At 68.4% G+C, this 23,669-nt stretch carries 21 protein-coding genes; 10 read left to right on the forward strand and 11 right to left on the reverse strand.

What is annotated here, in order from left to right; all coding sequences use genetic code 11:
• Positions 1–9: 9 nt before the first annotated feature.
• Both OQ968_RS12780 and OQ968_RS12785 read left to right on the forward strand, forming a co-directional pair.
• Positions 10–1,803: a thiamine pyrophosphate-requiring protein gene (locus OQ968_RS12780; RefSeq protein WP_324678287.1), complete on the forward strand. Its 1,794-nt coding sequence runs from the start codon at positions 10–12 to the stop codon at positions 1,801–1,803.
• A 1-nt stretch (position 1,804) separates the two neighbouring features.
• On the forward strand, positions 1,805–4,741 hold the full coding sequence (locus OQ968_RS12785; RefSeq protein ID WP_324678289.1) for an FAD-binding and (Fe-S)-binding domain-containing protein: 2,937 nt from the start codon (positions 1,805–1,807) through the stop codon (positions 4,739–4,741).
• Here the strand turns inward: OQ968_RS12785 and OQ968_RS12790 are convergent.
• A complete protein-coding gene (locus tag OQ968_RS12790; RefSeq protein ID WP_324678291.1) occupies positions 4,691–5,347 on the reverse strand; it encodes a UdgX family uracil-DNA binding protein in 657 nt (218 codons plus the stop codon). The genes OQ968_RS12785 and OQ968_RS12790 overlap by 51 nt on opposite strands.
• Positions 5,348–5,668: 321 nt before the next feature.
• Between OQ968_RS12790 and OQ968_RS12795 the strand changes: the two genes are divergently transcribed.
• Positions 5,669–6,697 carry a hypothetical protein gene (locus tag OQ968_RS12795; RefSeq protein ID WP_324678624.1) on the forward strand — a complete coding sequence of 343 codons (1,029 nt, stop codon included), beginning with the start codon at positions 5,669–5,671 and terminating at the stop codon, positions 6,695–6,697.
• 17 nt (positions 6,698–6,714) lie between these two features.
• Positions 6,715–7,083, forward strand: a complete 369-nt coding sequence (locus OQ968_RS12800; protein WP_324678294.1) for a hypothetical protein — start codon at positions 6,715–6,717, stop codon at positions 7,081–7,083.
• On the opposite strand, the gene OQ968_RS12805 is transcribed toward OQ968_RS12800, so the two are convergent.
• Genes OQ968_RS12805 through OQ968_RS12815 form a run of 3 tightly spaced genes read right to left on the reverse strand, consistent with a single transcriptional unit; the run spans position 7,025 to position 9,294 of the window.
• On the reverse strand, positions 7,025–7,363 hold the full coding sequence (locus OQ968_RS12805; protein ID WP_324678296.1) for a hypothetical protein: 339 nt from the start codon (positions 7,361–7,363) through the stop codon (positions 7,025–7,027). The two genes, OQ968_RS12800 and OQ968_RS12805, sit on opposite strands and share 59 nt — an antisense overlap.
• Position 7,364: 1 nt before the next feature.
• The gene (locus OQ968_RS12810; protein WP_324678298.1) at positions 7,365–8,852 is read right to left on the reverse strand and encodes a molybdopterin-dependent oxidoreductase; all 1,488 of its coding nucleotides are present in this window, start codon (positions 8,850–8,852) and stop codon (positions 7,365–7,367) included.
• A 1-nt stretch (position 8,853) separates the two neighbouring features.
• Positions 8,854–9,294, reverse strand: coding sequence for an oxidoreductase (locus tag OQ968_RS12815; protein ID WP_324678300.1), 441 nt, complete (start codon positions 9,292–9,294; stop codon positions 8,854–8,856).
• A gap of 189 nt (positions 9,295–9,483) precedes the next feature.
• On the opposite strand from OQ968_RS12815, the gene OQ968_RS12820 reads away from it, so the two are divergent.
• The 5 genes from OQ968_RS12820 to OQ968_RS12840 are packed head-to-tail and all read left to right on the forward strand — an operon-like array spanning position 9,484 to position 14,905.
• Complete coding sequence (locus OQ968_RS12820; RefSeq protein ID WP_324678302.1) at positions 9,484–11,112, forward strand: serine/threonine-protein kinase PknH/PknJ; 1,629 nt, start codon at positions 9,484–9,486, stop codon at positions 11,110–11,112.
• Positions 11,109–11,588, forward strand: a complete 480-nt coding sequence (locus OQ968_RS12825; RefSeq protein ID WP_324678304.1) for a nuclear transport factor 2 family protein — start codon at positions 11,109–11,111, stop codon at positions 11,586–11,588. Before OQ968_RS12820 ends, OQ968_RS12825 begins: the two co-directional genes overlap by 4 nt.
• A gap of 11 nt (positions 11,589–11,599) precedes the next feature.
• A complete protein-coding gene (locus OQ968_RS12830) occupies positions 11,600–12,838 on the forward strand; it encodes a DUF7373 family lipoprotein (RefSeq protein ID WP_324678306.1) in 1,239 nt (412 codons plus the stop codon).
• Positions 12,839–12,871: 33 nt separating this feature from the next.
• On the forward strand, positions 12,872–13,891 hold the full coding sequence (locus OQ968_RS12835) for a sensor domain-containing protein (protein WP_324678308.1): 1,020 nt from the start codon (positions 12,872–12,874) through the stop codon (positions 13,889–13,891).
• 45 nt (positions 13,892–13,936) lie between these two features.
• Positions 13,937–14,905: an aldo/keto reductase gene (locus tag OQ968_RS12840; RefSeq protein ID WP_324678310.1), complete on the forward strand. Its 969-nt coding sequence runs from the start codon at positions 13,937–13,939 to the stop codon at positions 14,903–14,905.
• Here OQ968_RS12840 and OQ968_RS12845 read toward each other — a convergent pair.
• Entirely contained in the window at positions 14,902–15,669 is a 768-nt protein-coding gene (locus OQ968_RS12845; protein ID WP_324678626.1) for an SDR family oxidoreductase, read from the reverse strand. The two genes, OQ968_RS12840 and OQ968_RS12845, sit on opposite strands and share 4 nt — an antisense overlap.
• 59 nt (positions 15,670–15,728) lie before the next feature.
• On the reverse strand, positions 15,729–16,544 hold the full coding sequence (locus OQ968_RS12850) for a helix-turn-helix transcriptional regulator (protein ID WP_324678312.1): 816 nt from the start codon (positions 16,542–16,544) through the stop codon (positions 15,729–15,731).
• A gap of 150 nt (positions 16,545–16,694) precedes the next feature.
• Here OQ968_RS12850 and OQ968_RS12855 point away from each other — a divergent pair, with 150 nt between their 5' ends.
• On the forward strand, positions 16,695–17,213 hold the full coding sequence (locus tag OQ968_RS12855) for a hypothetical protein (protein WP_324678314.1): 519 nt from the start codon (positions 16,695–16,697) through the stop codon (positions 17,211–17,213).
• 54 nt (positions 17,214–17,267) lie between these two features.
• Here the strand turns inward: OQ968_RS12855 and OQ968_RS12860 are convergent, their stop codons facing one another.
• From OQ968_RS12860 to OQ968_RS12880, 5 genes are all read right to left on the reverse strand, one after another.
• On the reverse strand, positions 17,268–17,726 hold the full coding sequence (locus OQ968_RS12860) for a hypothetical protein (protein ID WP_324678316.1): 459 nt from the start codon (positions 17,724–17,726) through the stop codon (positions 17,268–17,270).
• A gap of 185 nt (positions 17,727–17,911) precedes the next feature.
• A complete protein-coding gene (locus tag OQ968_RS12865; RefSeq protein WP_324678318.1) occupies positions 17,912–18,745 on the reverse strand; it encodes an alpha/beta fold hydrolase in 834 nt (277 codons plus the stop codon).
• A gap of 117 nt (positions 18,746–18,862) precedes the next feature.
• Positions 18,863–21,037, reverse strand: a complete 2,175-nt coding sequence (glgX, locus tag OQ968_RS12870; RefSeq protein WP_324678320.1) for a glycogen debranching protein GlgX — start codon at positions 21,035–21,037, stop codon at positions 18,863–18,865.
• Between the two features lie 78 nt (positions 21,038–21,115).
• Entirely contained in the window at positions 21,116–22,297 is a 1,182-nt protein-coding gene (locus OQ968_RS12875; RefSeq protein WP_324678322.1) for a zinc-dependent alcohol dehydrogenase, read from the reverse strand.
• A 334-nt stretch (positions 22,298–22,631) separates the two neighbouring features.
• Positions 22,632–23,342 (reverse strand): GAF and ANTAR domain-containing protein, encoded by a 711-nt coding sequence (locus OQ968_RS12880; RefSeq protein WP_324678324.1) that lies wholly within the window; start codon positions 23,340–23,342, stop codon positions 22,632–22,634.
• Between the last annotated feature and the right edge of the window lie 327 nt (positions 23,343–23,669).

The following is a 23,669-nucleotide window of genomic DNA, read 5'->3' on the forward strand; positions in this document are numbered from 1 at the left end:
GGGAAATTAATGTCCAAACAAGAGGTCGGCGACTACCTGCTGGAGCGGTTGCGGGCATGGGACGTCAAGCACGTCTTCGCCTATCCCGGCGACGGGATCAACGGCATCCTCGCGGCCTGGGGCCGGGCGGACAACCAGCCGAAGTTCATCCAGTCGCGCCACGAGGAGATGAGCGCGTTCGAAGCGGTCGGTTATGCGAAATTCACCGGGCGCGTCGGGGTCTGCATGGCCACGTCGGGGCCCGGAGCGATTCACCTGCTCAACGGCCTGTACGACGCCAAACTCGACCACGTGCCGGTGGTGGCGATCGTCGGGCAGACCAACCGCAGCGCCATGGGCGGGTCCTACCAACAGGAGGTCGACCTGCTCAGCCTGTACAAGGACGTCGCCAGCGACTACGTCCAAATGGTCACCGTCCCGGAGCAATTGCCCAACTGCCTGGACCGCGCCATCCGGGTGGCGGTGAGCCAGCGCGCCCCGACCGCGCTGATCATCCCGTCCGATGTGCAGGAACTGGAGTACTCGCCGCCCACCCACGCCTTCAAGATGGTGCCCTCCAGTCTGGGCATCGAATGGCCGGCCGTCTCCCCCGACGACGAGGCGATCGCGCGCGCGGCGCAGATCCTCAACGAGGGCACCAGGGTCGCGATGCTGGTGGGCCAGGGCGCGCGGGAGGCGCGGGACGAGCTCATCGAGGTTGCCGACCTACTCGGCGCCGGCGCCGCCAAGGCGCTGCTGGGCAAGGACGTGCTGCCCGACGAATTGCCTTGGGTCACAGGCGCTATCGGGCTGCTGGGCACGCGGCCGAGTTACGAGCTGATGCGCGACTGCGACACCCTGCTCACGGTGGGGTCCAGCTTCCCCTACACCCAATTCATGCCCGAGTTCGGGCAAGCCAAGGCCGTGCAGATCGACATCGACGGCCGGATGATCGGGATGCGCTACCCCTACGCGATTAACGTGGTCGCCGACGCGAAATCCGCACTGCGGGCGCTGATCCCGCACCTGCGCCGCAAGGAGGACCGGTCGTGGCGCGAGGGCATCGAGGCCAACGTCGCCCGGTGGTGGGAAACCATGGAGATGGAGGCGCACGTCGCCGCCCACCCGATCAACCCGCTGCGGCTGTTCTCCGAGCTGTCCCCGCAGCTGCCCGACGACGCGATCGTCACCGCCGATTCCGGCTCGGCGGCCAACTGGTACGCGCGAAACCTGCGGTTCCGCGGGAACATGCGCGGTTCGCTGTCGGGCAACCTCGCCACCATGGGCCCCGGCGTCCCGTACGCCATCGGCGCGAAATTCGCCCACCCGGGGCGGCCGGTCATCGCGTTCGTCGGGGACGGTGCTATGCAGATGAACGGCATGGCCGAACTGATCACGATCAAACGGTACTGGCAGCAATGGGACGATCCCCGGCTGATCGTGGCGGTCCTGCACAACCACGATCTCAACCAGGTCACCTGGGAAATGCGCGCCATGGCGGGTGCGCCCAAATTCGTTGATTCCCAAGCACTTCCCGACGTCGACTTCGCGGCGTTCGGGGCCAGCCTCGGCCTCAACGCGATGTCCATCAAAGACCCGGAGGAACTCGGCGACGCCTGGCGCGAGGCGCTATCGGCCGACCGCCCGACCGTGATGGACGTCTACACCGACCCGGACATGCCGCCGATCCCGCCGCACGCCGAATGGGACCAGTTCAAGTCCCTCACCGCGGCTGTGCTGGGCGGCGACGAAAACCGCACCGGCTTCGCCAAGGTCGGCCTCAAGACCAAGATGCAAGAGTTCCTGCCCCACAAGAAGAGCTGACGTGACCGCGACACGGGACCGAACGCCGAGATTGTTCGAAGCGGCGGCCGATGAGCTGCGCGCCAACGTCGACGGGGAGGTCCGCTTCGACCCCGGCTCGCGCGCGACCTACTCCACCGACGCCTCCAACTACCGGCAGGTGCCCATCGGCGTGGTCGTGCCGCGCACCCCGGACGCCGGGGCCAAGGCCATCGACGTGTGCCGCCGGCACGACCTGCCCGTGCTGTCCCGGGGCGGCGGCACCAGCCTGGCCGGGCAGTGCTGCAACGCGGCGGTGGTGATCGACTGGAGCAAGTACTGCACCCGGATCGGCTCCGTGGACACCGACGCGGGAATCGCGGTGGTGGAGACGGGAATCAAGCTCGATGCGCTCAACGACGCGCTGGCATCGACGGGCTGGATGGTGGGCCCCAAGCCGTCCACCCACGTCAGCTGCGCGATCGGCGGCATGATCGGCAACAACTCGTGTGGTTCCACCGCGCAGGCGTACGGCAAGATGGTCGATTCCGTGCGCCGCCTCGAGGTGGTCACCTACGACGGGCTGCGCATGTGGGTCGGCCCGACGGACGACGAGCAATTCCGGCGGATACTCGACGAGGGCGGCAGGCGCGCCGAGATCTATCGCGGCCTGAAGACGCTGATCGAAAGATACGCCGACGACATCCGGTCGACCTACCCAAGCATCCCGCGACGGGTCTCCGGGTACAACCTCGATTCGCTGTTGCCCGAGAACGGGTTTCACGTCGCCAAGGCGCTGGTCGGTTCGGAGAGCACTCTGGTCACCGTGCTGCGGGCGGAGCTGCAGCTGGTTCGCATACCGGCGGCCAACGCGCTGGTGGTCATGGGCTTCGACGACGTCGCCGCGGCGGCCGACGCGGTGCCGGCCGTGCTCGAGCACGACCCCGCGGCGCTGGAGGGTCTTGATCACCGGCTGGTCGAACTCGAGCATTCACAGCGGCTGGCCGAGCAGGCGCTGCGCCAGCTGCCCGACGGCAACGCCTGGCTGATGGTGCAGATCGACGGCGACAGCCAGGACGACGCCGACCGCAAGGCCAAGTCGATGATCGACGCGCTGCACAAGGTGTCGCACAACGGCGTCACCGTCCTGGACGACCCGACCCGCAAGAAGGAGGTCTGGGCCGCGCGCGAGGCCGGGCTCGGTGCCACCGCGTACCCGCCCAACGAGCCCGAGACCCACGAGGGCTGGGAGGACGCCGCCGTGCCGCCGCACCGGCTGGGCGACTACCTGCGCGATTTCCACGACCTACTCGAGCGCTACGACTACGGAACCGCCTCGCTGTATGGGCATTTCGGCCAGGGCTGCGTCCACACACGCATTCCCTTCGTGTTGCGCACCGCCGAGGGCGTGGCCAATTACCGTTCCTTCGTGGAGGATTCGGCGCGGCTGGTGGTGAAATACGGCGGTTCGCTGTCCGGCGAGCACGGTGACGGCCAATCCCGCGGCGAGCTGTTGCCGATCATGTTCGGCGAACGCGTGGTGAAGGCGTTCGAGGAGACCAAAGCACTGTTCGACCCGGACAACCGGATGAATCCGGGCAAGGTCGTGCACCCGTACAAGCTGGATGAGAACCTGCGTTTCGGGGTCGACTACCGCCCGGCCGAGCCGGACGTCATGTTCGCCTATCCGGACGACGATCACCGCTTCTCGCGCGCGGCCGCGCGCTGCGTGGGGGTGGGCAAGTGCCGCGGCGACGAGTCGGGCGTGATGTGCCCCAGCTACCGCGCGACCCAAGAGGAGGAGCACTCCACGCGCGGGCGGGCCCGGCTGCTGTTCGAGATGGTGCAGGGTGACGTGATCACCGACGGCTGGCGCTCCACGGAGGTGCACGACGCGCTGGATCTCTGCCTGGCCTGCAAGGGTTGTCGCAGCGACTGCCCGGTCGACGTCGACATGGCCACCTACAAGGCGGAGTTCCTGTTTCATCACTATCGGCGCCGGCTGCGGCCGATGGCGCACTACTCGATGGGCTGGATCCCGCTGTGGGCCCGGCTGGCTGCGACCATGCCGCACCTGCTGAACTCCGTCACGCATGCGCGCGGTTTGTCGAAGGTCGTCAAGAAGGTCGGCGGGATCGACCCGCGCCGCGAGCTGCCCCGCTTCGCCGACGAGAGGTTCACCAGCTGGTTCTCCCACCGCCCGCCGACCGCCGGCGCGGCACCGCGTGGGCGCGTGGTGCTCTGGCCGGACAGCTTCGTCAACAACTTCGAACCCGAGGTGGGGCGGGCCGCCGTCGCGGTGCTCAAGGCGGCGGGCTTCGACGTCGAGGTCCCGCGGCGCACCGTGTGCTGCGGGCTGACCTGGATCTCCACCGGACAGTTGAAGGTCGCGAAACGCGTTCTGCGGCGCACCCTTACGGCGCTGCGCCCGGCGCTGCGGGCGAGCACCCCGGTGGTGGTGCTGGAACCCAGCTGCGCCGCGGTGTTTCGCTCCGATCTGCCCGAGCTCCTTTTCGGCGACGAGGACGCGCACCGGCTGGCCAAGCAGACCTTCACGCTCGGCGAGCTGTTGGCGCGCAAGGCGCCGGACTGGGAGCCCCCGCAGATCGGCGCCCGGGCCGTGGTTCAGCCGCACTGCCACCAGCACGCGATCATGGGTTACGGCGACGACAAGCAGCTGCTCGTCGACGCCGGCGTCGACACCGAGGTCCTCGACGCCGGATGCTGCGGCCTGGCCGGCAATTTCGGCTTCGAAAACGGTCACTACGAGGTGTCGGTCGCCTGCGCCGAGGACAAGCTGATGCCCGCGCTGCGCGACGCCGATCCCGACGCCCTGGTGCTGGCCGACGGGTTCAGCTGCCGCACCCAGATTCGCGAGCTCTCCGCCGACCACAAGCCGATGCACCTCGCGCAGGTGATCGCCGCGGCGCTATCCGCGCGCGAGAGCGGCGCGCGCGCTGCGCAAATCGCCGACGAATAGCTTGTAGGCCTCCTCGCGCCCGTCGCTGCGGTCACGCAGCACCGCCGACGGGTGCACGGTCGCCACCAGGCTCGGCTCGGGGTAGAACTCGAGATCCGACGGCAGCGCCACCACCTTGCCGCGCTCGGTGGAGACCCGGAACGACGGCCCCATCAGCGCCTGCGCGGCGGTCGCGCCGAGGCACAGGATCACCTGCGGCGCCACGGCCTCGATCTCCGCGATGAGCCACGGCCGGCACGCGACGACCTCGGTGCGGCTGGGCTTTTGGTGTATCCGCCGCTTGCGTTGCTTGCGGGTGAACTTGAAATGCTTGACGGCGTTCGTCTGGTACGTCAGTCCGGGATCCAGGCCGGCATCGTCGAGCGCCCGGGCCAGCAACCGCCCCGCGGGGCCGACGAACGGCAGGCCGGCGCGATCCTCCTGGTCGCCCGGTTGCTCACCGACCAGCATGAGCGACGCGCCGGGGGGTCCGTGACCGAAGACCGTTTGGGTGGCGTCCTGGAAAAGCGTGCAGCCCCGGCATCTTTCGGCCGCCGACCTCAGCGAGTCGAGGCGGCGATCCTCGGGCAGATAACGCGCCGCGCTGGTCGTCTTCGTGGTGCTCATGCGCTGGCCTCAGGCGGCGAACTCCGGCGCGATCTCGGCTTCGGCGCGCACGGCCTGGCGAACCAGTTCATCGGATGGGAATTCTTCGCAGGACAGGAAGTAGCCCAGTGTCGTCATGGAAATGGGCGTACCCCTGCGTGCCCGCGCGAAACTCGGCGCCCGGCGACAGCCGCCGACCCTCAACGTCACGCTGGCGTGACGCTCGGCGCCGCTTGCCACGCTGGCGCGACGCTCGGCGGGAGGGGGCAAAACTTCCCCCAGGTCATGGGGTGTAGCGGGGCAGAGCGGGGGTACTGCTAGGACATGGGCGATCGCGCATGCCTGCTCCGGCGCTTGGGCGTCCTCGGTGCGGTCCTGGCGGTGGCCGGTTGTGCGGCCCCGGGGACGTCGCTGGAGAGCGCCCCGGAGGTTGCGCTGTGGTCGGTCGGCGCGGTGTTGCACAAGCCGGTGTGGTCGTATCGCCTCAACGCCCTCGTCGCGCTCACCGACGACGACAGGGTGGCCGAGGTCACCGGCGGCGCCCACGACCAAAATGCCAAGACGCGGCTGTCCGCCCCGATGGCGGTGGGACGCAATCTGCAGATCAGCCAGAAGGACGACCGGATCGTGTTCGTGCCGCAGCCGGAGCGCGGCCGCGTCGCCGAGGTCGGCCTCGAAAGCCTGCGCCAGGTCGGCGATTTCGACGCCGGCCCCGCGCCGGCCTACCTCGCCGAAGACGCGGGAATGCGGATCTTGCTCGCCCTGTCGGCGGACGGCCGGTCGGTCACGCCGGTGGACCAATACGGCCTGCGCAAATTGCCGAGCGCGGGGATCTCCGGCGAGCCCGCGGACAGCATCGACGGGGCCAATCGTGGCCGCGAGATCGACTACCACCTCTACGGGCCCTCGGGGATCCGCTACTACGAGGGACCCTCGTCGCCCCCCGAGGAACAAGGTTCATTGGACATGGACGTCGCGGTCTCGGCGGGCGACGGCGCCACGGTCGAACGCAGCTACGTCGCCGGCCACGACGACGAAATGCTGTATGTCGTCGACGCACGTCATGGCGAGAACGGATTGCAGGTGCTGGCCAGCGCCCGGCTGCCGTCGCCGATCCGCGAACTCGGCACCGACGACACCCGCATCTACGCCGCCACCGACCACGAGGTGGTGGTGCTCGAGACGAACAGCTTCACCGGCTTCCCGGACCGCAAGATTCCGGTGATCCGCGTCATCGACTACCGGGCCGCGCTGCCCCCGGGCGCGGCCCGATCCGCCGGGCTGACGGGCATGGCCATCGGACCCCACCGCGTCTACCTCACCCTGGCCGGCACGGCCCATGTGGTCAGCGTCGCCAAACCGCACCTGTGAAGCCTGAGGAGATGGCAATGAGCACAACACAAGATCCCGTTCGCACGGCGATCGAGATCGACGACGACGTCGAATTGATCACCGCACAGATCGATGCGCTGAAGGAACTCGCGAAAAAAGATGACGCGGAGGCGATCAGCGAAGGCGAGCGGTACGACTTCAGCATCAGGTGGGGCACGGTGCTGGCCGGGCGGCTGCGCCGGCTGGTGCACTACAGCTCGCTGGGCCGGCTCGCGGCCGCGGACGAGCGCAGGCTCCGCGCGCTGTGCGACGAGCTGCGCGGGCTATCGCGCCTGATCGATCGATTCCGGCTCGCTCACCCGAATTTCACCGACGCCGGGCCCGCAACGGCCAAGCGCTTCCGTCGTCGCGCAGGGTCTCGCTGAGAAAATCCTTCTCGGGCAGGACGATTCCGGTCCGCGGTTTGGGGCACTGCGGGTTGCGACAGGTCAGCGCGACCATGTACGCGTCGAAATCCTCGTCGAGGAAGAGGAAGCCGAGATACAACGCGTGACCGACGTCGAAGTCCTTTTCGCCACACGATTCGCAGTAACCGCCCTTCGCCGCGATCTGCTCGAGCACCCGCTCGCGCGACGGGGCATCCAGGGCGAACAGCTCGGGGCGCACCGTTGCTTTGTCGGCGACGTTGTCGGTGGGAGCGCCCATGTCAGATCTCCACGTCCTTGTCGTAGTGGATGTTGTCCTCGCGCCAACCGCCCAGGCCGTAGCCGATGCCGCGATGGTCGTCGACGAACTCGATCTGGTAGATCCATTTCGCCATCTTGAAGCCCACCTGCGTCTCCACCCGAAGGCGCAGCGGCGCACCGTGCTTGATGGGCAACGGCTTTCCGTTCATCGCGTACGCCAGGATCGTCTGCGGCTTGTAGGCCAGCTCGAGATCCATCACCTCGTAGAACTGTCCCTCCCCCTGCGAGCTCGGTTCGTCGCGGCTGTTGTCCTGCATGGTCAGGAAGCACACGTAGCGCGCCTGTGGAAGCGGGCGCACCAGGTCCGCCAGCGCGGCGAGCGAAAGCCCCTCCCACTCACCGATGCTCGACCAACCCTGGACACAGTTGTGCAAAACCCGTTGCCGTTCCGGCTCGGCCAGCGCCCGCAGCCCGGCAAGGTCCAAGGTCACCGGCCGCTCGACGAGCCCGCCGACCTGCAGCCGCCAGTCGACGAAGTCGTGCACCGCCATCACCTTGTACTCGGTCGAACACGGCGGCTTGCCGTTGACACGGTGTTCGGCCGACAGCTTGCTTTCCGGATAGTTCTGTCGCGAGTCCAGCGGGCGCAGCAGGATCAGCTTGGCCCGCGTGTTGACGGCACCGAGTATGCGGTGCACCTGGCGGGGCCGGCGCAGGCTCCACACCGTGGCCGCGACGTGGACGGCGACGATCGCGCCGATGATCACGAACGACAACACGATTGCCAAGCTGAGGTTGCGCACGGAGCCGAAGATCATCGAGGCGTTGAGTTGACCCCAGCCCCAGAAGAAGACCATCGACACGTGGATCGCGATGAACACCAGGAAGGCGAGCAAGCCCAGGAAGTGCAGGCTGCGCGCGGATTGCCGCCCGCCCCACAGCCGCACATACCAGGGGAACCGGGCCTCGATCGCCGGGGATTGCGCCGCGCCGCTGAGAATCTGGAAGGGGGCGAGCACGAAGATGACCCCGGCGTAGGTCAGCTTCTGGATTGCGTCGAGCGGTTCGTTGGGCAGCAGCGGCGGCAGGTTGAACGTCATGTAGGCGACGACGTCGTTCCACGCCTCCCCGAATATCTCCCACGAGTAGGGCCAGTACCGGTGCCATTGGCCGGTCGCGAACAGCAGGATGTAGTAGGAAAGCCCCACCAGGATCCAACCGATCACCGAGAAGAAGTGCCAATGGCGGCCCATGCCGAGCTTCTTGTGGCCGGGCAGGGCGATCAGCGGGCTGTAGTCCTCCTCCTCGTCGAGGGTGTCGTAGAGCTTGTCCGTCGGCATTTTCTTGGGGGTGAAGCGCGCCCACTCGGTGCCGGGCTTGCTGTCGTCGTGCCAGTACAGCTTGGGATGGGTGCCGAGAATCTCGATGCCGCTGCGCAACAACAACGTCAGGAACAGGACGTTGAGCCAATGGTCGATGCGCAGCCACGCGGGGTAGTCGAGCACCATCTCAGTCCGTCCAGTGCTGCCGTTGCGGATAGGCGACGTTGATGCCCAGCAGCACCGACCCGTGCAACCCGATGAAGGCGCCCGAGAAGGCGAGCGCAAACGTCGCCGGCGCGAAGTCCCACCTGCCGGTCACGGCCGCCAGGCCGGGCAGGCTGACCACGCGGGTGACCACGTCGACGGCCAGCACGGCGGCGGCGAGCAGGCTACCGCAATACCAACCCGCCTGTGCCACACGCGGTTTCCGGCCGAACCCCAAACAGCTGGCAAACACCAGGCACAGCGCGATCACCGCGGCGGCGTAAACCTCGAAATAGCGGGGCACCGCATCTTGGCTGGCCCACACGTAAAGGTGCGTTGCCGTGATGCCGATCAGCAACGACGCACCCAACCCGGTTACGGCCCTGGGCAAATCGAAGGCGACGTACCCGCCAAGGGTGAGCACTCGAAACACCCGGCTGCGATGCCAGGTTTCTGGCCATGTCTCGACAAGAAAGCCCACGGTTCGCGCATACCCCGCGGCATCCCGGCCAAACGGCGGTTTCCCCGCGTGAGCTGCACCGCGCGCCGCCCGGAGCGGGCAGATCGCCGGACCCGCGCCCCGGAGAACGCGGTTGACCTTAGGGTGATCTGCATGCTGAGGGTGGGGTCCGTGGTGGGCGGTTACCGCATCGAGCGGGTGCTGGGCACCGGCGGCATGGGGGCCGTCTATCTGGCCGCCGACCCCGCCCTGCCCCGCCACATCGCACTCAAGGTGCTCTCGGCCGAACTGTCGCGCGACCCCGACTTCCGGGCGCGGTTCATCCGTGAGGCCGACATGGCGGCGGCCCTCGACCGCCCCCAGATCGTGTCGGTGTACAACCGCGGGCAGACCGAGGAAGGCCAGCTGTGGATCGCGATGCAGTTCGTCGACGGCACCGACGCCGACGCCGCGCTGCACGCCGGAACCATGAGCCCCCAGCGCGTGGTGCACATCCTCATCGAGGTGGCCAAGGCGCTCGACTTCGCGCACGCCCACCACGTGGTGCACCGCGACGTCAAGCCCGCGAACTTCCTGCTTTCGGGGCCCGTCGGACCGCACGAACGGGTGCTGCTCGGCGACTTCGGCATCGCCCGGGCCCTCGACGACGTCGGCCTGACCGCGACCAATTCGGTGCTGGCGACCGTCGCCTACGCCGCCCCTGAGGTGCTGTCGAATTCGCCGATCGACGGCCGGATCGACATCTACTCGCTGGGCTGCACGATGTTTCGGTTGCTGACCGGCAAGACGCCATACCCGGACACCAATGGGGTGGCGGGAGTGATGGCCGCGCACCTGTTCGCCCCGCCGCCGCGGGTCACCGACCTGGCCCCCTGGCTGCCCGCCGCGCTCGACCGGGTCGTCGCCGTCGCCATGGCCAAGGATCCCGCCGCCCGATTCCAATCGGCCACCGCGCTGGCCCACGCGGCCGCCGCGGCGCTGCACGATCGCGCGGTGGCTGTGCCGGTTGGTCGGCCGTCGCCACCGGTGCGGCGGCGCCGGCGCACCGCGATCGCCGCCGCCCTGTCCGCGGTCGTGCTGCTCGTCGCCGGTACCGTCACCGTCCTGGCCTGGCCCAACGACATGGCCGAAAGCCTCAGCGCGGCAGCGGGATCCGGCCCCGGGACGTCGGTGCCCGTCGCGGCGCAGGGACCGCCGGCCACCGATATCACCGCCGCGCAGCTACGACCCATCCTGCTCACCGCCGCCGAGATCGCCAACGCAACGCACGGCGACACCGTCCTGCTCGAGCGCGACGGCTCCAGCCTGCTCGACGACGGCCCGACGATCGACAACCCGCAATGCCTGTCCGCGTGGGCGCCCGCGCAGCAATCGGTCTACGCCGGCAGCGCCTACACGGGCGTGGCCGCGCAGGAGTTGCGCGCCATGAACCAGAAGGCGTGGCAGGACGGCGTCACCCAGGCCGTCATCGCCTTCGGATCCCAGGACGGGGCCGGGCTGTCGTACGTGCCGCAACGGGGGCAGTGGGCGTTGTGCGGCGGCAAGACCGTCACCGTCACCCCGGCGGGCGAGGCCCCCCAGACGTGGGAGTTCGGCCAGCCGGTCACGACCGCCGGCGTCCTGACGATCTCGGCCGGCCTGCGCGGCGGCAACGCGTCCTGCCAGCACGGAATGCTGCAGCGCGGCAACGTGATCATCGACATCCGCCAGTGCCGCGCCGGCGGCGGGGCCGACGTCGCCGCCCTGGCCACCGCGACGGCCGGAAAGGTGCCCCGGCAATGAACCGATCGGTACTCGCCACCGCCGCGGCCACGGTTGCGGTCGCCGCGGTCACCGCTTCCTGCTCGACCGTGACCGGCGGCTCCCCGGTGGCCCAGCACAGCGGCGCCGCGGCCACCGCGCCCGCCCGGGCCACCGCACCCGCCCCGACCGCCGCGCCCGTCGCGCCGCCCTCCGCGGAAGACCAGATACGCCAGACCGTCATGGCCTTCCAGGACGCCTACAACACCCAGAATTGGGACGCCTACACCGATTTGATGTGCTCGGCGATGCGGGCCCAATTCACCGGGCCGGTAATGAATTACGTGAAGAAGGGCCGCGCCGAAACGGGCCTCACCACGATCAAGGCCATCACGTCCGTCACGATCACCGGCAACACCGCCACGGCGACGATGGACGCCCAGAACGAGGCCCTGGGGAGCCGCTCGGTCAGCCTGCCGCTGAAACTGGAAGACGGCTGGAAGATCTGCAAGACGTGACGAGCCCGACGTTGAGGAGCCTAGTGCTGGCGGCGCTGCTCGCCGCGGTGCTGCTGGGCTGCGGCCACACCACCGGGGGCGCCGCGCGCCCGGCGCCCCAAACCCCTTCGGGCCCTTCGGCATCGGTCAACGCCGCGGCCCTCGACCCGGGCGGTTACCCGACCGCCCCGCAGCCGCCGCTGGGCAACGCCGGCAACGAGCACGACGGCCGGCTGATCGAGGGCAGGCGCATGGCCGACTATGTGGTCGGGCCGTGGCAGGCCGACGCCGGGCTGGCCGCCCAGGGCTCCAGCAGCACCGCCGAGGTCATCGAGGACTTCCGGCAGTTCGCCCACGTCATGTGGGCACCGATTGCGGGCGGGGCGTACGGCTTGCCGTTCGTGGTCGGCTTCATGTCCGAACGGCAAACCCCCGGCGCGGATTCGCAAACCTCGCTGCGCAATGCCGTGCTGCGCTTCGCCGACCCCGCCGCCGCGTCGGCCGGCGCCCAGGGCATGCACGCCAAGGCGATGGCCATGCCCCGGGTTCCCAGCGCCACGCCGATCGTGACGGAACCCGAACGCGCGGTGCCCATCCCGGGTCATCCCGACGCCACCGCCGCGCTGCTGACGTTCCAGGAGGGCAGCCAGACGGTGCGCGAGCTGTCCGCCTTCACCGCGCACGGGCCCTACGTCCTGGTCCAGGTTGTCCGGTGCGCCGGCGGCGCCGACTGCGAAACCCCTTTGGCCGCACGCACTCTCGATCTCCAGGTTCCGCAGATCGACAAGTTCTCCCCCACCGCCCCCGACGGGTTCGCGGTGCTTCCCCGCGACCCCACCGGTTTGGTCGCCCGCACCGTGCCGCTGCCGCCCGATCAGGCCACCTCCACGTCGGGCGGCGCCTACGGGCCGGCGGGTGCGTTGCATCTGGAGGCCAACCCGGTGCAGGTCGGCGCCGACCTGACCGCGGCGGGCGTCGACGTCGTGTCGACCAACCTCACCACCGTGTATCAGGCCAGGGACGACGCGGGCGCGCGGACCCTGGCGCAGGCCTACAGCGACACCGCGGCCGCGACGACGGCGGCACAGGGCGCCGCACCGACGCCGGGGCTGCCCCAGAGCCGCTGCACCCGGGTCGCCGGGGCCAGCGGACTGGTGCCCCGCTACTGGTGCCTGGCGGCCGCGGGCCGTTACGTCATCAAAGCCGTTGCCCGCCAACTCGACACCGCACACCAGCAGATCGCGGCCCAATACCGCATGCTGAGCGGATAGCCGGGCCACAAGGAGGCCATAGGAGACCTTGCCGTGACCGACCCTCAGAATCCGTTCGGGGACAACCCTTTTACGGACAACCCGTATACGTACGACCCGCTCGGCCGCGTCCCGTTGCCTCCGCCGTCGCCGCCGCCACCCCCGATCCCCGCACCACCACCCCCGGGCTACCGCCCGCCCGTCAACACCCTGGCGACGCTGTCGCTGGTGTTCGCCTTCGTGTTCGCCCCGGTGGGCGCGATCCTGGGGCATCTGGGGCTGGCGCAGATCCGGCGCACCGGTGAGCTCGGCCGGGACCGCGCCCTGGTTGGGGTGGCGCTGTCGTATTCATTCATCGCGTTCGCGGTGCTCGCGCTGGTCGCGTGGGCCACCCTGACCGCCTTCCCGTCGCGGCAGGCGGCGGCGCCCGCGACCACCACCACCGCCACCACCGAGGCGGCGCCGGCGCCGACGGTGGCGCCGGACAACATCGTCACGCTCCTGCCCGGGCTCGACGCCCTGAAAAAGATCACGTCCGACGAAAACCTGCAGCCCGGCCAGACCTGGGACCGCCCGGCCAGGTCGGACACGACCGCCGGCATCGACCGCGCGCAGTGCTGGGGAAGCGTCATTCCCGGGGCGCCGGAGGCGTACACCCTCAACGCCGTCCTGCGCTACCACGCGGCCGAATTCGACGACACGCGTAGCTTTCTCAAGTCGACCCAGGTGATGCAGGCGGTCACCGCGTTCGCCGACCCGCCGGCCGCCCAGTCGCAACTGGCGAAACTGCTCGACGGCTGGCACCAATGCGGCGGCTCGACCGTGACGGTGACGGATCGCAGCGGGCCATCGTACCCGCTTTCCCTGAGCGCGCCCGCCGACGCCGGCAACGGCATCACCACAATGGATCTGGTGCCCAAGGACCTGAAGGTGCGCTTCGTCCGTGCCGTCGCGGCCAAATCCAACGTCGTCGTCGACCTCGAGGTGAACCAGCTCGGCACCACCGACGCCGACGCCCCCCGCCAGATGGTGGTGAGCATCGCCCGCTACATCCTCGACAAGATCCCCGGCTGACGCCCCGACCGGCCCCGGACCGGCCGGCTCGGTACGGTGGGCGCCATGAAGTATCTCGACGTCGACGGAGTGGGACGGGTCAGCCGGATCGGGTTGGGCACCTGGCAATTCGGCTCGCGCGAGTGGGGTTACGGGGACAGCTACGCCTCCGGCGCCGCGCGGGACATCGTGCGGCGGGCCCGCGCGCTGGGGGTCACGCTGTTCGACACCGCCGAGGTGTACGGCCTGGGCAGGAGCGAACGGATCCTCGGCGAGGCGCTCGGCGACGAGCGCGCCGAGGTCGCGGTGGCCAGCAAGGTCTTCCCGGTCGCCCCCTTCCCCACGGTGATCAAGCAGCGCGAGCGCGCCAGCGCGCGCCGACTGGGCCTGGAACGCATCCCGCTCTACCAGATCCACCAACCCAACCCGGTGGTGCCCGATTCGGTGATCATGCCGGGCATGCGCGACCTGCTCGACGACGGGAAGATCGGCGCGGCCGGTGTGTCGAACTATTCGCTCGCGCGCTGGCGCAAAGCCGATGCGGCGCTGGGGCGCCCGGTCATCAGCAACCAGGTGCACTTCTCGCTCGCCCACGCCGACGCGCTGCGGGACCTGGTGCCGTTCGCCGAGCGCGAGAAGCGGATCGTGATCGCCTACAGCCCGTTGGCGCAGGGGCTTTTGGGCGGCAAGTACGGCCTGGACAACCGTCCCGGCGGCGTGCGCGCGGTCAACCCACTGTTCGGCACCGAAAACCTGCGTCGCATCGAGCCGCTGCTGCAGACGCTGCGCGACGTCGCGACGGAGGTCGGTGCCAAGCCGGCCCAGGTTGCGCTGGCCTGGCTGGTCAGCCTGCCCGGCGTGGTCGCCATTCCCGGCGCGTCCAGCGTCGAGCAGCTCGAGTTCAACGTCGCCGCCGCCGACATCGAGCTGCGCCCGGAGTCCCGTGACGCGCTCACCGAGGCGGCCCGCGCGTTCCGGCCGACCTCGAGCGCGCGCTTCCTGACCGACCTGGTCCGCGAGCGGCTGGGACGCTAGGACGGGGCGGCGTCCGCGAACGCCGGCGACCCGGCCGGCGCGCCGCGGGCCACCACCACCGGCATCGACGTCGCCGCATCGGTGCGCAGGATCGTGTGCACCACCTCGATGAGGTCCTCGACCGGCATCAACTTGCCCGGCATGCAGCCGCGCGACATCCACAGCGGATGGGCCTTCATGGCGAGGTCCATATCCCAGCCGACGGCCATCCCCGTTTGCGCGTCACCCTCGCCGCCCGCGCACTCCCCGACGATCAGGCAGGTGAAGCCGATGTCGGGGTGCTCGGCCCGCCACGCCTCGACGAGCCGCTCGAGTGCCGCCTTGCTGACGCCGTACGCGCCGAGGCCGGGCCAGGGCGGGCCGAAACTGCCCGCGTCCGACGACAGGTAGACCGCCTTGCCCGCCGAAGCGGTCAGGTGCGGCACCGCCGCGGCCGTCACCAGCGACGCACCGATGACGTTGGTGTCGAAGATGCGCCGCCACGTTTCGGCGTCCGTGTCGACCATCCGGACCAGCGGCCCGACCGCGGGCGTGTAGATCATGTTGTCGATGCCGCCCAGCGCGTCGGCGGCCTCGGCGACGGCCGAGGCGCACGACGCCTCGTCGGTGACGTCGCATTCGACGGCGATCGCGCCCTGTCCCGCCTCGTTGGCGGCGGCCTCGATGCGCTCGCGACGCCGGGCCAGCAGGGCCACCCGCTCGCCGCGCTGCCCGAGCCCCACACCGATGCAGCGGCCGAGCCCGCTCGACGCGCCAACCACCACTGTCCGTGACATATTCGCCCTCTCCTGTAAAGCCGGCTGCAGGCACGAACCTACCGGATCTACCCGCCGCCCGGGGTCGGCGGTGGCACGGTGGCCGGCGAGGGTGCGATTGCAGGCAGCAGGTCGCTGGGATTGGCTCCGACCATCTCCCAGCACACCCGGTTGGCGTGCGAACCGTCGGCAAACCCAGCGAGGTGGGCGGCGTCGGTGACTGGCATGCCGTCGACGAGATAGCGCATGGCGGTCAACAGCCGCGCCCACCGCGTCGAGGCTGAGAAGGACGCCCCGGTGTGCCGTTTGAAGAGTCGGCCCAGGTAATCGGGCGAGATTGCCACCGCGTCGGCGACCGATGCGAGATCGATGGCGGCCGGTACGGTGCTGGAAATCAGATCGATCGCTTGATGCACCTGCGGGTGGACGGAAGGTCCGCACTCGTGGCGGGCGTCCGACGAGTTACATAGTTCATTGACGAGGAAATCGGCCGCAACGCGCGGTCCGCTGGTCGTCACCGCTTCGGCTACCGCGTCGGCCAGGCGTTCACCGGCTGGCACAGTCCAGATACCGCCGTCTTGGGTGACATTGCGGGTCAACGCATTCAGGGCAATGCCCTCGCGCGTTGCCGGCCCAAGGTATATCGACAACGCCGCCGATCCTGCGTCCGACCGCACCGAGTGTCGGGTGCCACTGGCCACCACGACGAGTCGGCACTCGGTGCGTTCGCCGTCGGTGTCGATGACGGTCAACGGGCCCGTGGTGCCGACCGCAACCTGAACCGCCGGATGGTGGTGAACTGCGAAGTCGCTGAACGTGCCGGACACCATGAGCCGATCCGGCCCCAGGTTCCACACGTGCATACGGAAGAGTACCTCCGGCATGCGAGGCGTCGCACCAGCCAATACGACGGATCTGTCCAAGCGGCCGCGATTTGATCACGTCATACTCGACGTCGTGGATCCGTGTTTTCTGACCAGATTGCTCATGGTGATCACCCCGCGCGCGAACAGCACACACCAGACAGTGTCCAAATGATTCTGAGCCGCTGGGCATTTCGCATCGGTGATCGACGACTCGCGGCAGCGGGCGTTGCGTTCATCGGTTACACGGCGCTAATGCTGTTGCCGGAGCGACGCATGCGCGCAACTGGGGGGCCGGGGATCATTCCATTCGAGCTGGCCGGCAGCGGCGCCCAAGCCGAGCGCATCATGACCCGCTGGGGTACGGACGGTCAACGGGCCGCGCGAGTATCCCTGTGGCTCGACTTCGGATACATGGCGACCTACGGCACGTTCACCGCGCTGCTCGTCGACCACGCACGTCGACATCGTGGCCACCCTCCTGTCCTACCCGCCGCAGTAATCGTGGCCGTTGCAGCCGATGCGGCCGAAGGGGTTTCGTTGCTCAAGGTGCTCAAGCGCGCAGACATCGCGGTTCACGCTCGGCGCGCGCAGGTCGCGGCTCTAGTCAAATTCGCAGTTCTCGTGCTCGCGCTCACATACGTCGCAGCCGACCGTGCGATGAGACCCTCACATCACCGTCGCCCTTAGCGCAGAACATGCGGACGACGACTTCGGGATGAATGCTGAGACCCGGAGGAGCTGCTAACGCACCAGGTGCGGCGCGAGCAGGTCGACCATCCACGCGACGAGACGTGCGAGCGGGCGACCCGCCAATACGATCGCCGGAAAGACGCCGCCGCGCCGCCGGGCAAGTCCGCCACCGAAGGCCTCCGACAACCTGACCGCCACCGCAAATGGTCGCGCCTGCCACGTCAGTTCGCGGACCTTTCCTGTCCTGTCGAACCGCAGCACCCAGGCCGCTTCGCCACGTACACCTTGCACCGTAAGACCGCAGATCAGCACCGCGGTGCTGGACTCGCCGAATTCCTCGCGAATAGTGAGATCGTCGACGGCATCCAGCAAGATCGCCAGGATGTCCGCCACCACCGCTCCGCGTACCGGGTTGCGCATCACCGGAGAGTGGTAGGTGACCTCCGCCGACACACAGGCAAGCAGATCGTCGAGGCTCTTGTCCGCAAGCGCCTCAGCGAATGGATGCATGGCCTCTGGATCGGTCGTCGATCGCGCTCCGCGTGCGGTCCTGGGCGACGGCTTGGGCGAGTGCAGCGTGCACTTGAGCGGCTGCGATCAGATTTCGGCGCTCCGTGCTCGATGCGGACGGGCCCAATTCGAGTGCGGCGGCCAGCAATCGCAACGCCTCATCGCGATGCTCCTCGAAACGGGTATCAGTCGCGGACACCGCGCGCTCCGGTGCAGTGTTTCGCGACAAAGCCTGCCAACAAAGCAGTGGTCAGGTCCGGTTCTTCCAGCATCGGGGTGTGTCCGACACCGGGCAGCAGCTCGACGGCCACATTCGGCACCGTGGTGTATTCAGCGGTTGACGACGATCGCCAGCGTCGGTCCTCGACCCCGAAAACCACTAGCACCGGCAGAGCCAACTCACCTAGACGATCCGGCAGACTGCGTCGGGCAACGTATTTCATGGTTTCTTTCGGCGTCGCAGTGAACGCCCGATGATTCATGCTTCGTACATCGGCGACGATCTGTGGGGCGATATCGACCTCTCGGGTGAACGCCGACCTCAACCCCTTGCGGATCGTGGACTCGCTTCGCAGGGCCCATAGAATGCGCCCGACCACGGGTATCGATATCAACCGACCAAGGCCGCCCGGATGAAGATAAGCGTCGACGCTCGGTCCACTATCGATGAGCGCAAGCGCAACGACTGGGCGACGCTCCGCGAGGGCAGTCGCGATCACACCGCCGGTGGAGTGACCGACGGCGATCACCGTGCGTACACCCAGCCCCGATAGGACTGAGGCGATCATATTCGCCTGCGCCGCAATGGCATAGCCGTCGGCCGGCTTGGCCGATCGTCCGTGGCCCAGGAGGTCGACGCGGATGACGCGATGATTCTCCGCCAGCCGCGGGACCAGACGATCCCACCAGACCGTCGATCCCGCGTAGCCATGGATCAGCAGTAGTGCCGGCTCGCTGTGCGGTCCGTTCTCCACGACATGGATATCGCGGCCGTCAACACTTATGACGTGATCATGCACATTCGGCCTCCTCGGTCACGACGCGCTCTGCATTCGAACCGTCGCCGACCACGAGCCTGCACCAACCGGCTCGTTTCTGCTTGGACAGATCCGTCGTGTATGAGCTGACCGACGCTGTTATCGACGACCATTTGGCTGGCCGGCCGGAAGCGCTTGCAACACCACCGCGGTGTGGGCCTGGACGGTGAGCGCGCCTCCCCCGGGCACTTCGTCGGCGGGCGTCTCCTCCCCGGGCCCGGTGAACACCACGACCTGCCAGGCGGCGCCGAATTCCTTTGGCGGGAGCGTGAATTCGATGGACTCGTGGTGGGCGTTGAAGCACAGGAAGAACGAATCGTCGACCACGCGCTGCCCCCGGGTGTCGCGGTCGGGAATGCCCTGGCCGTTGAGGAACACCGCGACGGACTTGGCGAAACTGGTGCCCCAGTCCTCGTCGGTCATCTCCGCGCCGTCGGGGGTGAACCAGGCGATGTCGGGCAGGCCGCCCTGGCCGCGGCGGCCCACCGGCTTGCCGGAGAAGAACCGGCGCCTGCGAAACACCGGGTGCCCCGCGCGCAAAGCCGACACCGCGCGGGTGAACTCCAGCAGGCCGGCGTCGGCGGCGGCCCAATCGATCCAGGTCAACTCGTTGTCCTGGCAGTAGCCGTTGTTGTTGCCGCGCTGGGTGCGGCCGAGCTCGTCGCCGTGGCAGACCATCGGCACGCCCTGCGACAGCAGCAGGGTGGTGACGAAGTTGCGCTGCTGACGGGCGCGCAGCTCGTTGACCCGCGCGTCCTCCGTCGGCCCCTCCGCGCCGCAATTCCACGACCGGTTGTGGCTTTCGCCGTCGTTGTTGTCCTCGCCGTTGGCCTCGTTGTGCTTCGCGTTGTAGGACACCAGGTCCCGCAGCGTGAAGCCGTCGTGGCAGGTGACGAAGTTGATCGACGCGACGGGCCGGCGCCCGGTGTGCTCGTAGAGGTCGGCCGACCCGGACAGGCGGTAGGCGAACTCGTCGAGGGTCGCGGGCTCACCGCGCCAGAAGTCCCGCACCGTGTCGCGGTACTTTCCGTTCCACTCCGTCCACTGCGGCGGGAAGTTGCCCACCTGGTAGCCGCCCGGCCCGACGTCCCACGGTTCCGCGATGAGCTTGACCTGGCTGACCGTCGGATCCTGTTGCACGAGTTCGAAGAACGTCGCCAGCCGGTCCACATCGTAGAACTCCCGGGCCAGCGTCGAGGCCAGGTCGAAACGGAAGCCGTCTACGTGCATCTCGGTCACCCAGTAGCGCAGCGAGTCCATGATCAGCTGCAGCGTGTGCGGGTGCCCGACGTTGAGGCTGTTGCCGGTGCCGGTGTAGTCCATGTAGTAGCGCTTGTCGTCGTCGACCAGCCGGTAGTACGCGGCGTTGTCGATGCCGCGCATCGACAGGGTCGGTCCCAGGTGGTTGCCCTCGGCGGTGTGGTTGTAGACCACGTCGAGGATGACTTCGATTCCCGCCTCGTGCAGGTCGCGCACCATCGCCTTGAACTCCTGCACCTGCCCGCCCGGCGTGGTGGAGCTGGAGTACTTCGTGTCCGGCGCGAAGAAGCCGATCGTGTTGTAGCCCCAGTAGTTGTTCAGGCCCTTGTCGATCAGGGTGGAGTCGTTGGCGAAATGGTGCACCGGCATCAGCTCGACCGCGGTCACGCCGATGCCCTTGAGGTGCTCGACGATCACCGGGTGCGCCACCGCGGCGTAGGTCCCGCGGATCTGCTCGGGGATGTCCGGGTGAGTCTTCGTCAGCCCCTTGACATGCGCCTCGTAGATGACGGTGTCGGCGTACTCGCGGTCCGGCGGGCGGTCGTAGCCCCAGTCGAAGAACGGGCTGATCACCACCGACTTGGGCATGCTGGACGCGGAGTCGTCGTCGTTGCGGCTGTCGGGGTCGCCGAAGTTGTAGCTGAACAGCGACTGGTTCCAGTCGAAGGTGCCGTCGATGGCCTTCGAATACGGGTCCAGGAGCAGCTTGTTCGGGTTGCACCGCAGCCCCGCCCCGGGTTCGTACGGACCGTGCACGCGGTAGCCATAGCGCTGGCCAGGCTCGATCCCCGGCACGTAACCGTGCCAGACGAACGAGTCGACCTCGGGCAGCGTGATCCGCGCCTCGGCGTCGCCGTCTCCAGAATCGTCGAACAGGCACAACTCGACCCGCTCGGCCGCCTCGCTGAACACGGCGAAGTTGGTCCCCGCGCCGTCGTAGGTGGCGCCCAGCGGATAGGCCCTGCCCGGCCACAATTCGCCGGTCGGCGTGGGGGCGGGCGCTGCGGTGGTCATGGCGCACTTGATACCCTGGCGGTGCGGTGGTCAAACCACCGCGCGAACGGCCCTGGCGGACAACGCATTTGCGGGAGGTTACGGCTTGAGCACGACCTTCACGGCCCCATCCTGCTTTTTCTGGAATATCTCGTAGCCGTGCGCCGCCTCGGCGAGCGGCAGCACGTGGGTGGCAAAGCTGTCGACGCCGAGTGGGTCGTCGTCGGTGAGCAGCGGCATGATGTCATCGACCCACTTCTTGACGTTGGCCTGCCCCATCCGCAGCGTCACCTGTTTGTCGAAGAGAGTGAGCATCGGCAGCGGATCGGCCATCCCCCCGTAGACGCCGATCAGCGAGATCGTGCCGCCGCGCCGGACGGCGTCGATGGCGGAGTACAGCGCGTTGAGCCGGTCCACGCCCGCGGTTTGCATCAGGCGCTTGGCGACCGCATCCGGCAACACCCCGGTCACCTGCTGGGCCAGCCGGGCGGCCGTGGAGCCGTGCGCCTCCATCCCCACCGCGTCGATCACCGAGTCGGCGCCGCGCCCGTCGGTCAGGTCGCGAATCGCATCGCCCAGCGACGAGTCGAGCCGCCCCAGGTCGATGGTGTGGATGCCGCGCTGGGCGGCGCGGGCCAGGCGTTCGGCCACCAGGTCGACGGCGATGACGCGGCGGCCGAGATGATCGGCGATGCGCGCGGCCATGTCCCCGATGGGGCCCAGCCCGAGCACGGCCACCGTGCCGCCGTCCGGGATGTCGGCGTAGGCCACCGCCTGCCAGGCGGTCGGCAGCACGTCGGACAGGTAGACGAACCGCGAATCCGGGGGTCCCACAGGGACTTTGATGTGGGTGAACTGGGCCTGGGGCACCCGCAGCAACTCGGCTTGGCCGCCGGGGATTTCGCCGTAGAGCTCGGAGTAGCCGAACAGCGCCGCTCCCATGCCCTGGTCGCGCACCTGGGTGGTTTCGCATTGCGTGAAAAGCTGCTTGCCGCACATATAGCAGCTGCCGCAGGAGATTTGGAACGGGATGACGACGCGGTCGCCCACCTGCAGGTCGCCCGCCTCGTCGCCGACTTCGCGGACCACCCCCATGGGCTCGTGACCGAGGATGTCCCCCGGTTTCATGAACCGGCCGAGAATTTCGTAGAGGTGCAGGTCGGACCCGCAGATGTTGGTCGAGGTTATCTCGACGATGGCGTCGGTGGGCAGTTCGATCTTGGGGTCGGGCACCGATTCCACCCGCACGTCGCGTTTGCCCTGCCAAGTGACAGCTTTCATGAATGGCGGGCTACCCGGGTGGCGCCCGGCGAAACGTGCGGGCGCCGGTTGGGCGCTTGTCGGCGCGCTGGCACGCACGACATCGCCGGGGCCCGTGCCGCGGGCCGAGGCATGAAATAGGATGGCGTGCCAGGGTTTTGGGCGACAATCGGGGGGCCCGCCGAAGGACCACGGCTGGGGCGATGGTTACGAACGCTGCCAGATGCTCACCCATCGCGACGGCTTGAACCTCTGGTACGACTCGGCGGCGGCAGTCGTCGGCGCGCTGGCCTACGGCGCGGACGACGATTACGACCTCTGCGAGCGGCTCATCGCCGACCGCAGGGCGGCCCCGTCAGTTATGGCGGCACTTGATCGGATGTTCGTTCTCGATCAGCGCCCGGGCGACGTCGAACAGCTTGGTGTTGGATTTTTGCGACAGCCTTGCGAGCAGGTCGAACGCCTCCACGGCATCCAGGTTGAAGCGCTCCATGATGACACCCTTGGCCTGACCGATGATGTCGCGCGACGCCAGGGCGCTGCGGAACTGGTCGTGGCGCCGCATCATCGACCACGCCAGGGCGACATGCGTGGCGAAAATGCCGCCCACTTCGATGGATTCCTCGTTGAACGCGTAGGGATGGTGGCCAAAGAAGTTCAGCGCCGCGGTCGTATCGCGATCGACGAACAACTCGAACGACAGGATCGACCGAATCGGGGTGTTCGCCAGCGCATACTCCTGATAGCGCGGCCAACGCCGGTCGACGGCGAGGTCTTCGACGTGCATGACGTGGTGCTGCCACGCCGCCGCGACGCACGGCCCCTCCCCGTAATCGTTCTGGATCACGTCCAACACCATCGGGTAGCGATGCGTGGCGACCACGTTGGTGATCGCTTTGCCCTTCTCGGCCAGCGTGATCCCCGCGTATTCGGAGCCCGTCACGTGCTGGTTGCCGCTGTCAATGAGCTCGTGCAGGCCGGTCCTGGTATCTGTCCCGTGCCGGTCGAGGCCGGCGATCAGGTCGGCCAGCTGAGTGGCGATCGTGTTGTTGTTGTTATCGGGCATGGCATCACCCCCTCGGGAGCGTCGTGAGCGGCGCTGCCTGGCCCGACGCGACGACCAGGGGACGCATTCGGGTGCGTTCGACCCTTGCAGATACCTGCCTCACCGTGTCATCGTGACGCCGAGGGGCGACAAGGGGCTAGGCAGAAAACGAAATCCGTGATCCAGAAAACGAAATGGCCGGCCCGGGCGCGGGCCGCCTCGCGCGGCACGGACCCGAGCCTTCGGCGACGATGACGCACAAGGGCGAAATATGTTCGCGGCCAACGGTTTTCGTGAGGGCGGCAGGACCGTGGTTCCCAGCGCCGCCCCGAACGGATCGCCATATAT

Origin of the sequence: Mycobacterium sp. 663a-19 (assembly GCF_035616495.1) — a bacterium.
In the GTDB taxonomy this organism is placed as follows: domain Bacteria; phylum Actinomycetota; class Actinomycetes; order Mycobacteriales; family Mycobacteriaceae; genus Mycobacterium.

Coding starts and splice junctions, on each gene's coding strand:
- OQ968_RS12780 (WP_324678287.1), top strand. CDS start 10: ATGTCCAAACAAGAGGTCGGCGACTACCTGCTGGAGCGGTTGCGGGCA.
- OQ968_RS12790 (WP_324678291.1), bottom strand. CDS start 5,347: ATGAGCACCACGAAGACGACCAGCGCGGCGCGTTATCTGCCCGAGGAT.
- OQ968_RS12800 (WP_324678294.1), top strand. CDS start 6,715: ATGAGCACAACACAAGATCCCGTTCGCACGGCGATCGAGATCGACGAC.
- OQ968_RS12805 (WP_324678296.1), bottom strand. CDS start 7,363: ATGGGCGCTCCCACCGACAACGTCGCCGACAAAGCAACGGTGCGCCCC.
- OQ968_RS12810 (WP_324678298.1), bottom strand. CDS start 8,852: ATGGTGCTCGACTACCCCGCGTGGCTGCGCATCGACCATTGGCTCAAC.
- OQ968_RS12820 (WP_324678302.1), top strand. CDS start 9,484: ATGCTGAGGGTGGGGTCCGTGGTGGGCGGTTACCGCATCGAGCGGGTG.
- OQ968_RS12825 (WP_324678304.1), top strand. CDS start 11,109: ATGAACCGATCGGTACTCGCCACCGCCGCGGCCACGGTTGCGGTCGCC.
- OQ968_RS12840 (WP_324678310.1), top strand. CDS start 13,937: ATGAAGTATCTCGACGTCGACGGAGTGGGACGGGTCAGCCGGATCGGG.
- OQ968_RS12850 (WP_324678312.1), bottom strand. CDS start 16,544: ATGCCGGAGGTACTCTTCCGTATGCACGTGTGGAACCTGGGGCCGGAT.
- OQ968_RS12855 (WP_324678314.1), top strand. CDS start 16,695: ATGATTCTGAGCCGCTGGGCATTTCGCATCGGTGATCGACGACTCGCG.
- OQ968_RS12860 (WP_324678316.1), bottom strand. CDS start 17,726: ATGCATCCATTCGCTGAGGCGCTTGCGGACAAGAGCCTCGACGATCTG.
- glgX (WP_324678320.1), bottom strand. CDS start 21,037: ATGACCACCGCAGCGCCCGCCCCCACGCCGACCGGCGAATTGTGGCCG.
- OQ968_RS12875 (WP_324678322.1), bottom strand. CDS start 22,297: ATGAAAGCTGTCACTTGGCAGGGCAAACGCGACGTGCGGGTGGAATCG.
- OQ968_RS12880 (WP_324678324.1), bottom strand. CDS start 23,342: ATGCCCGATAACAACAACAACACGATCGCCACTCAGCTGGCCGACCTG.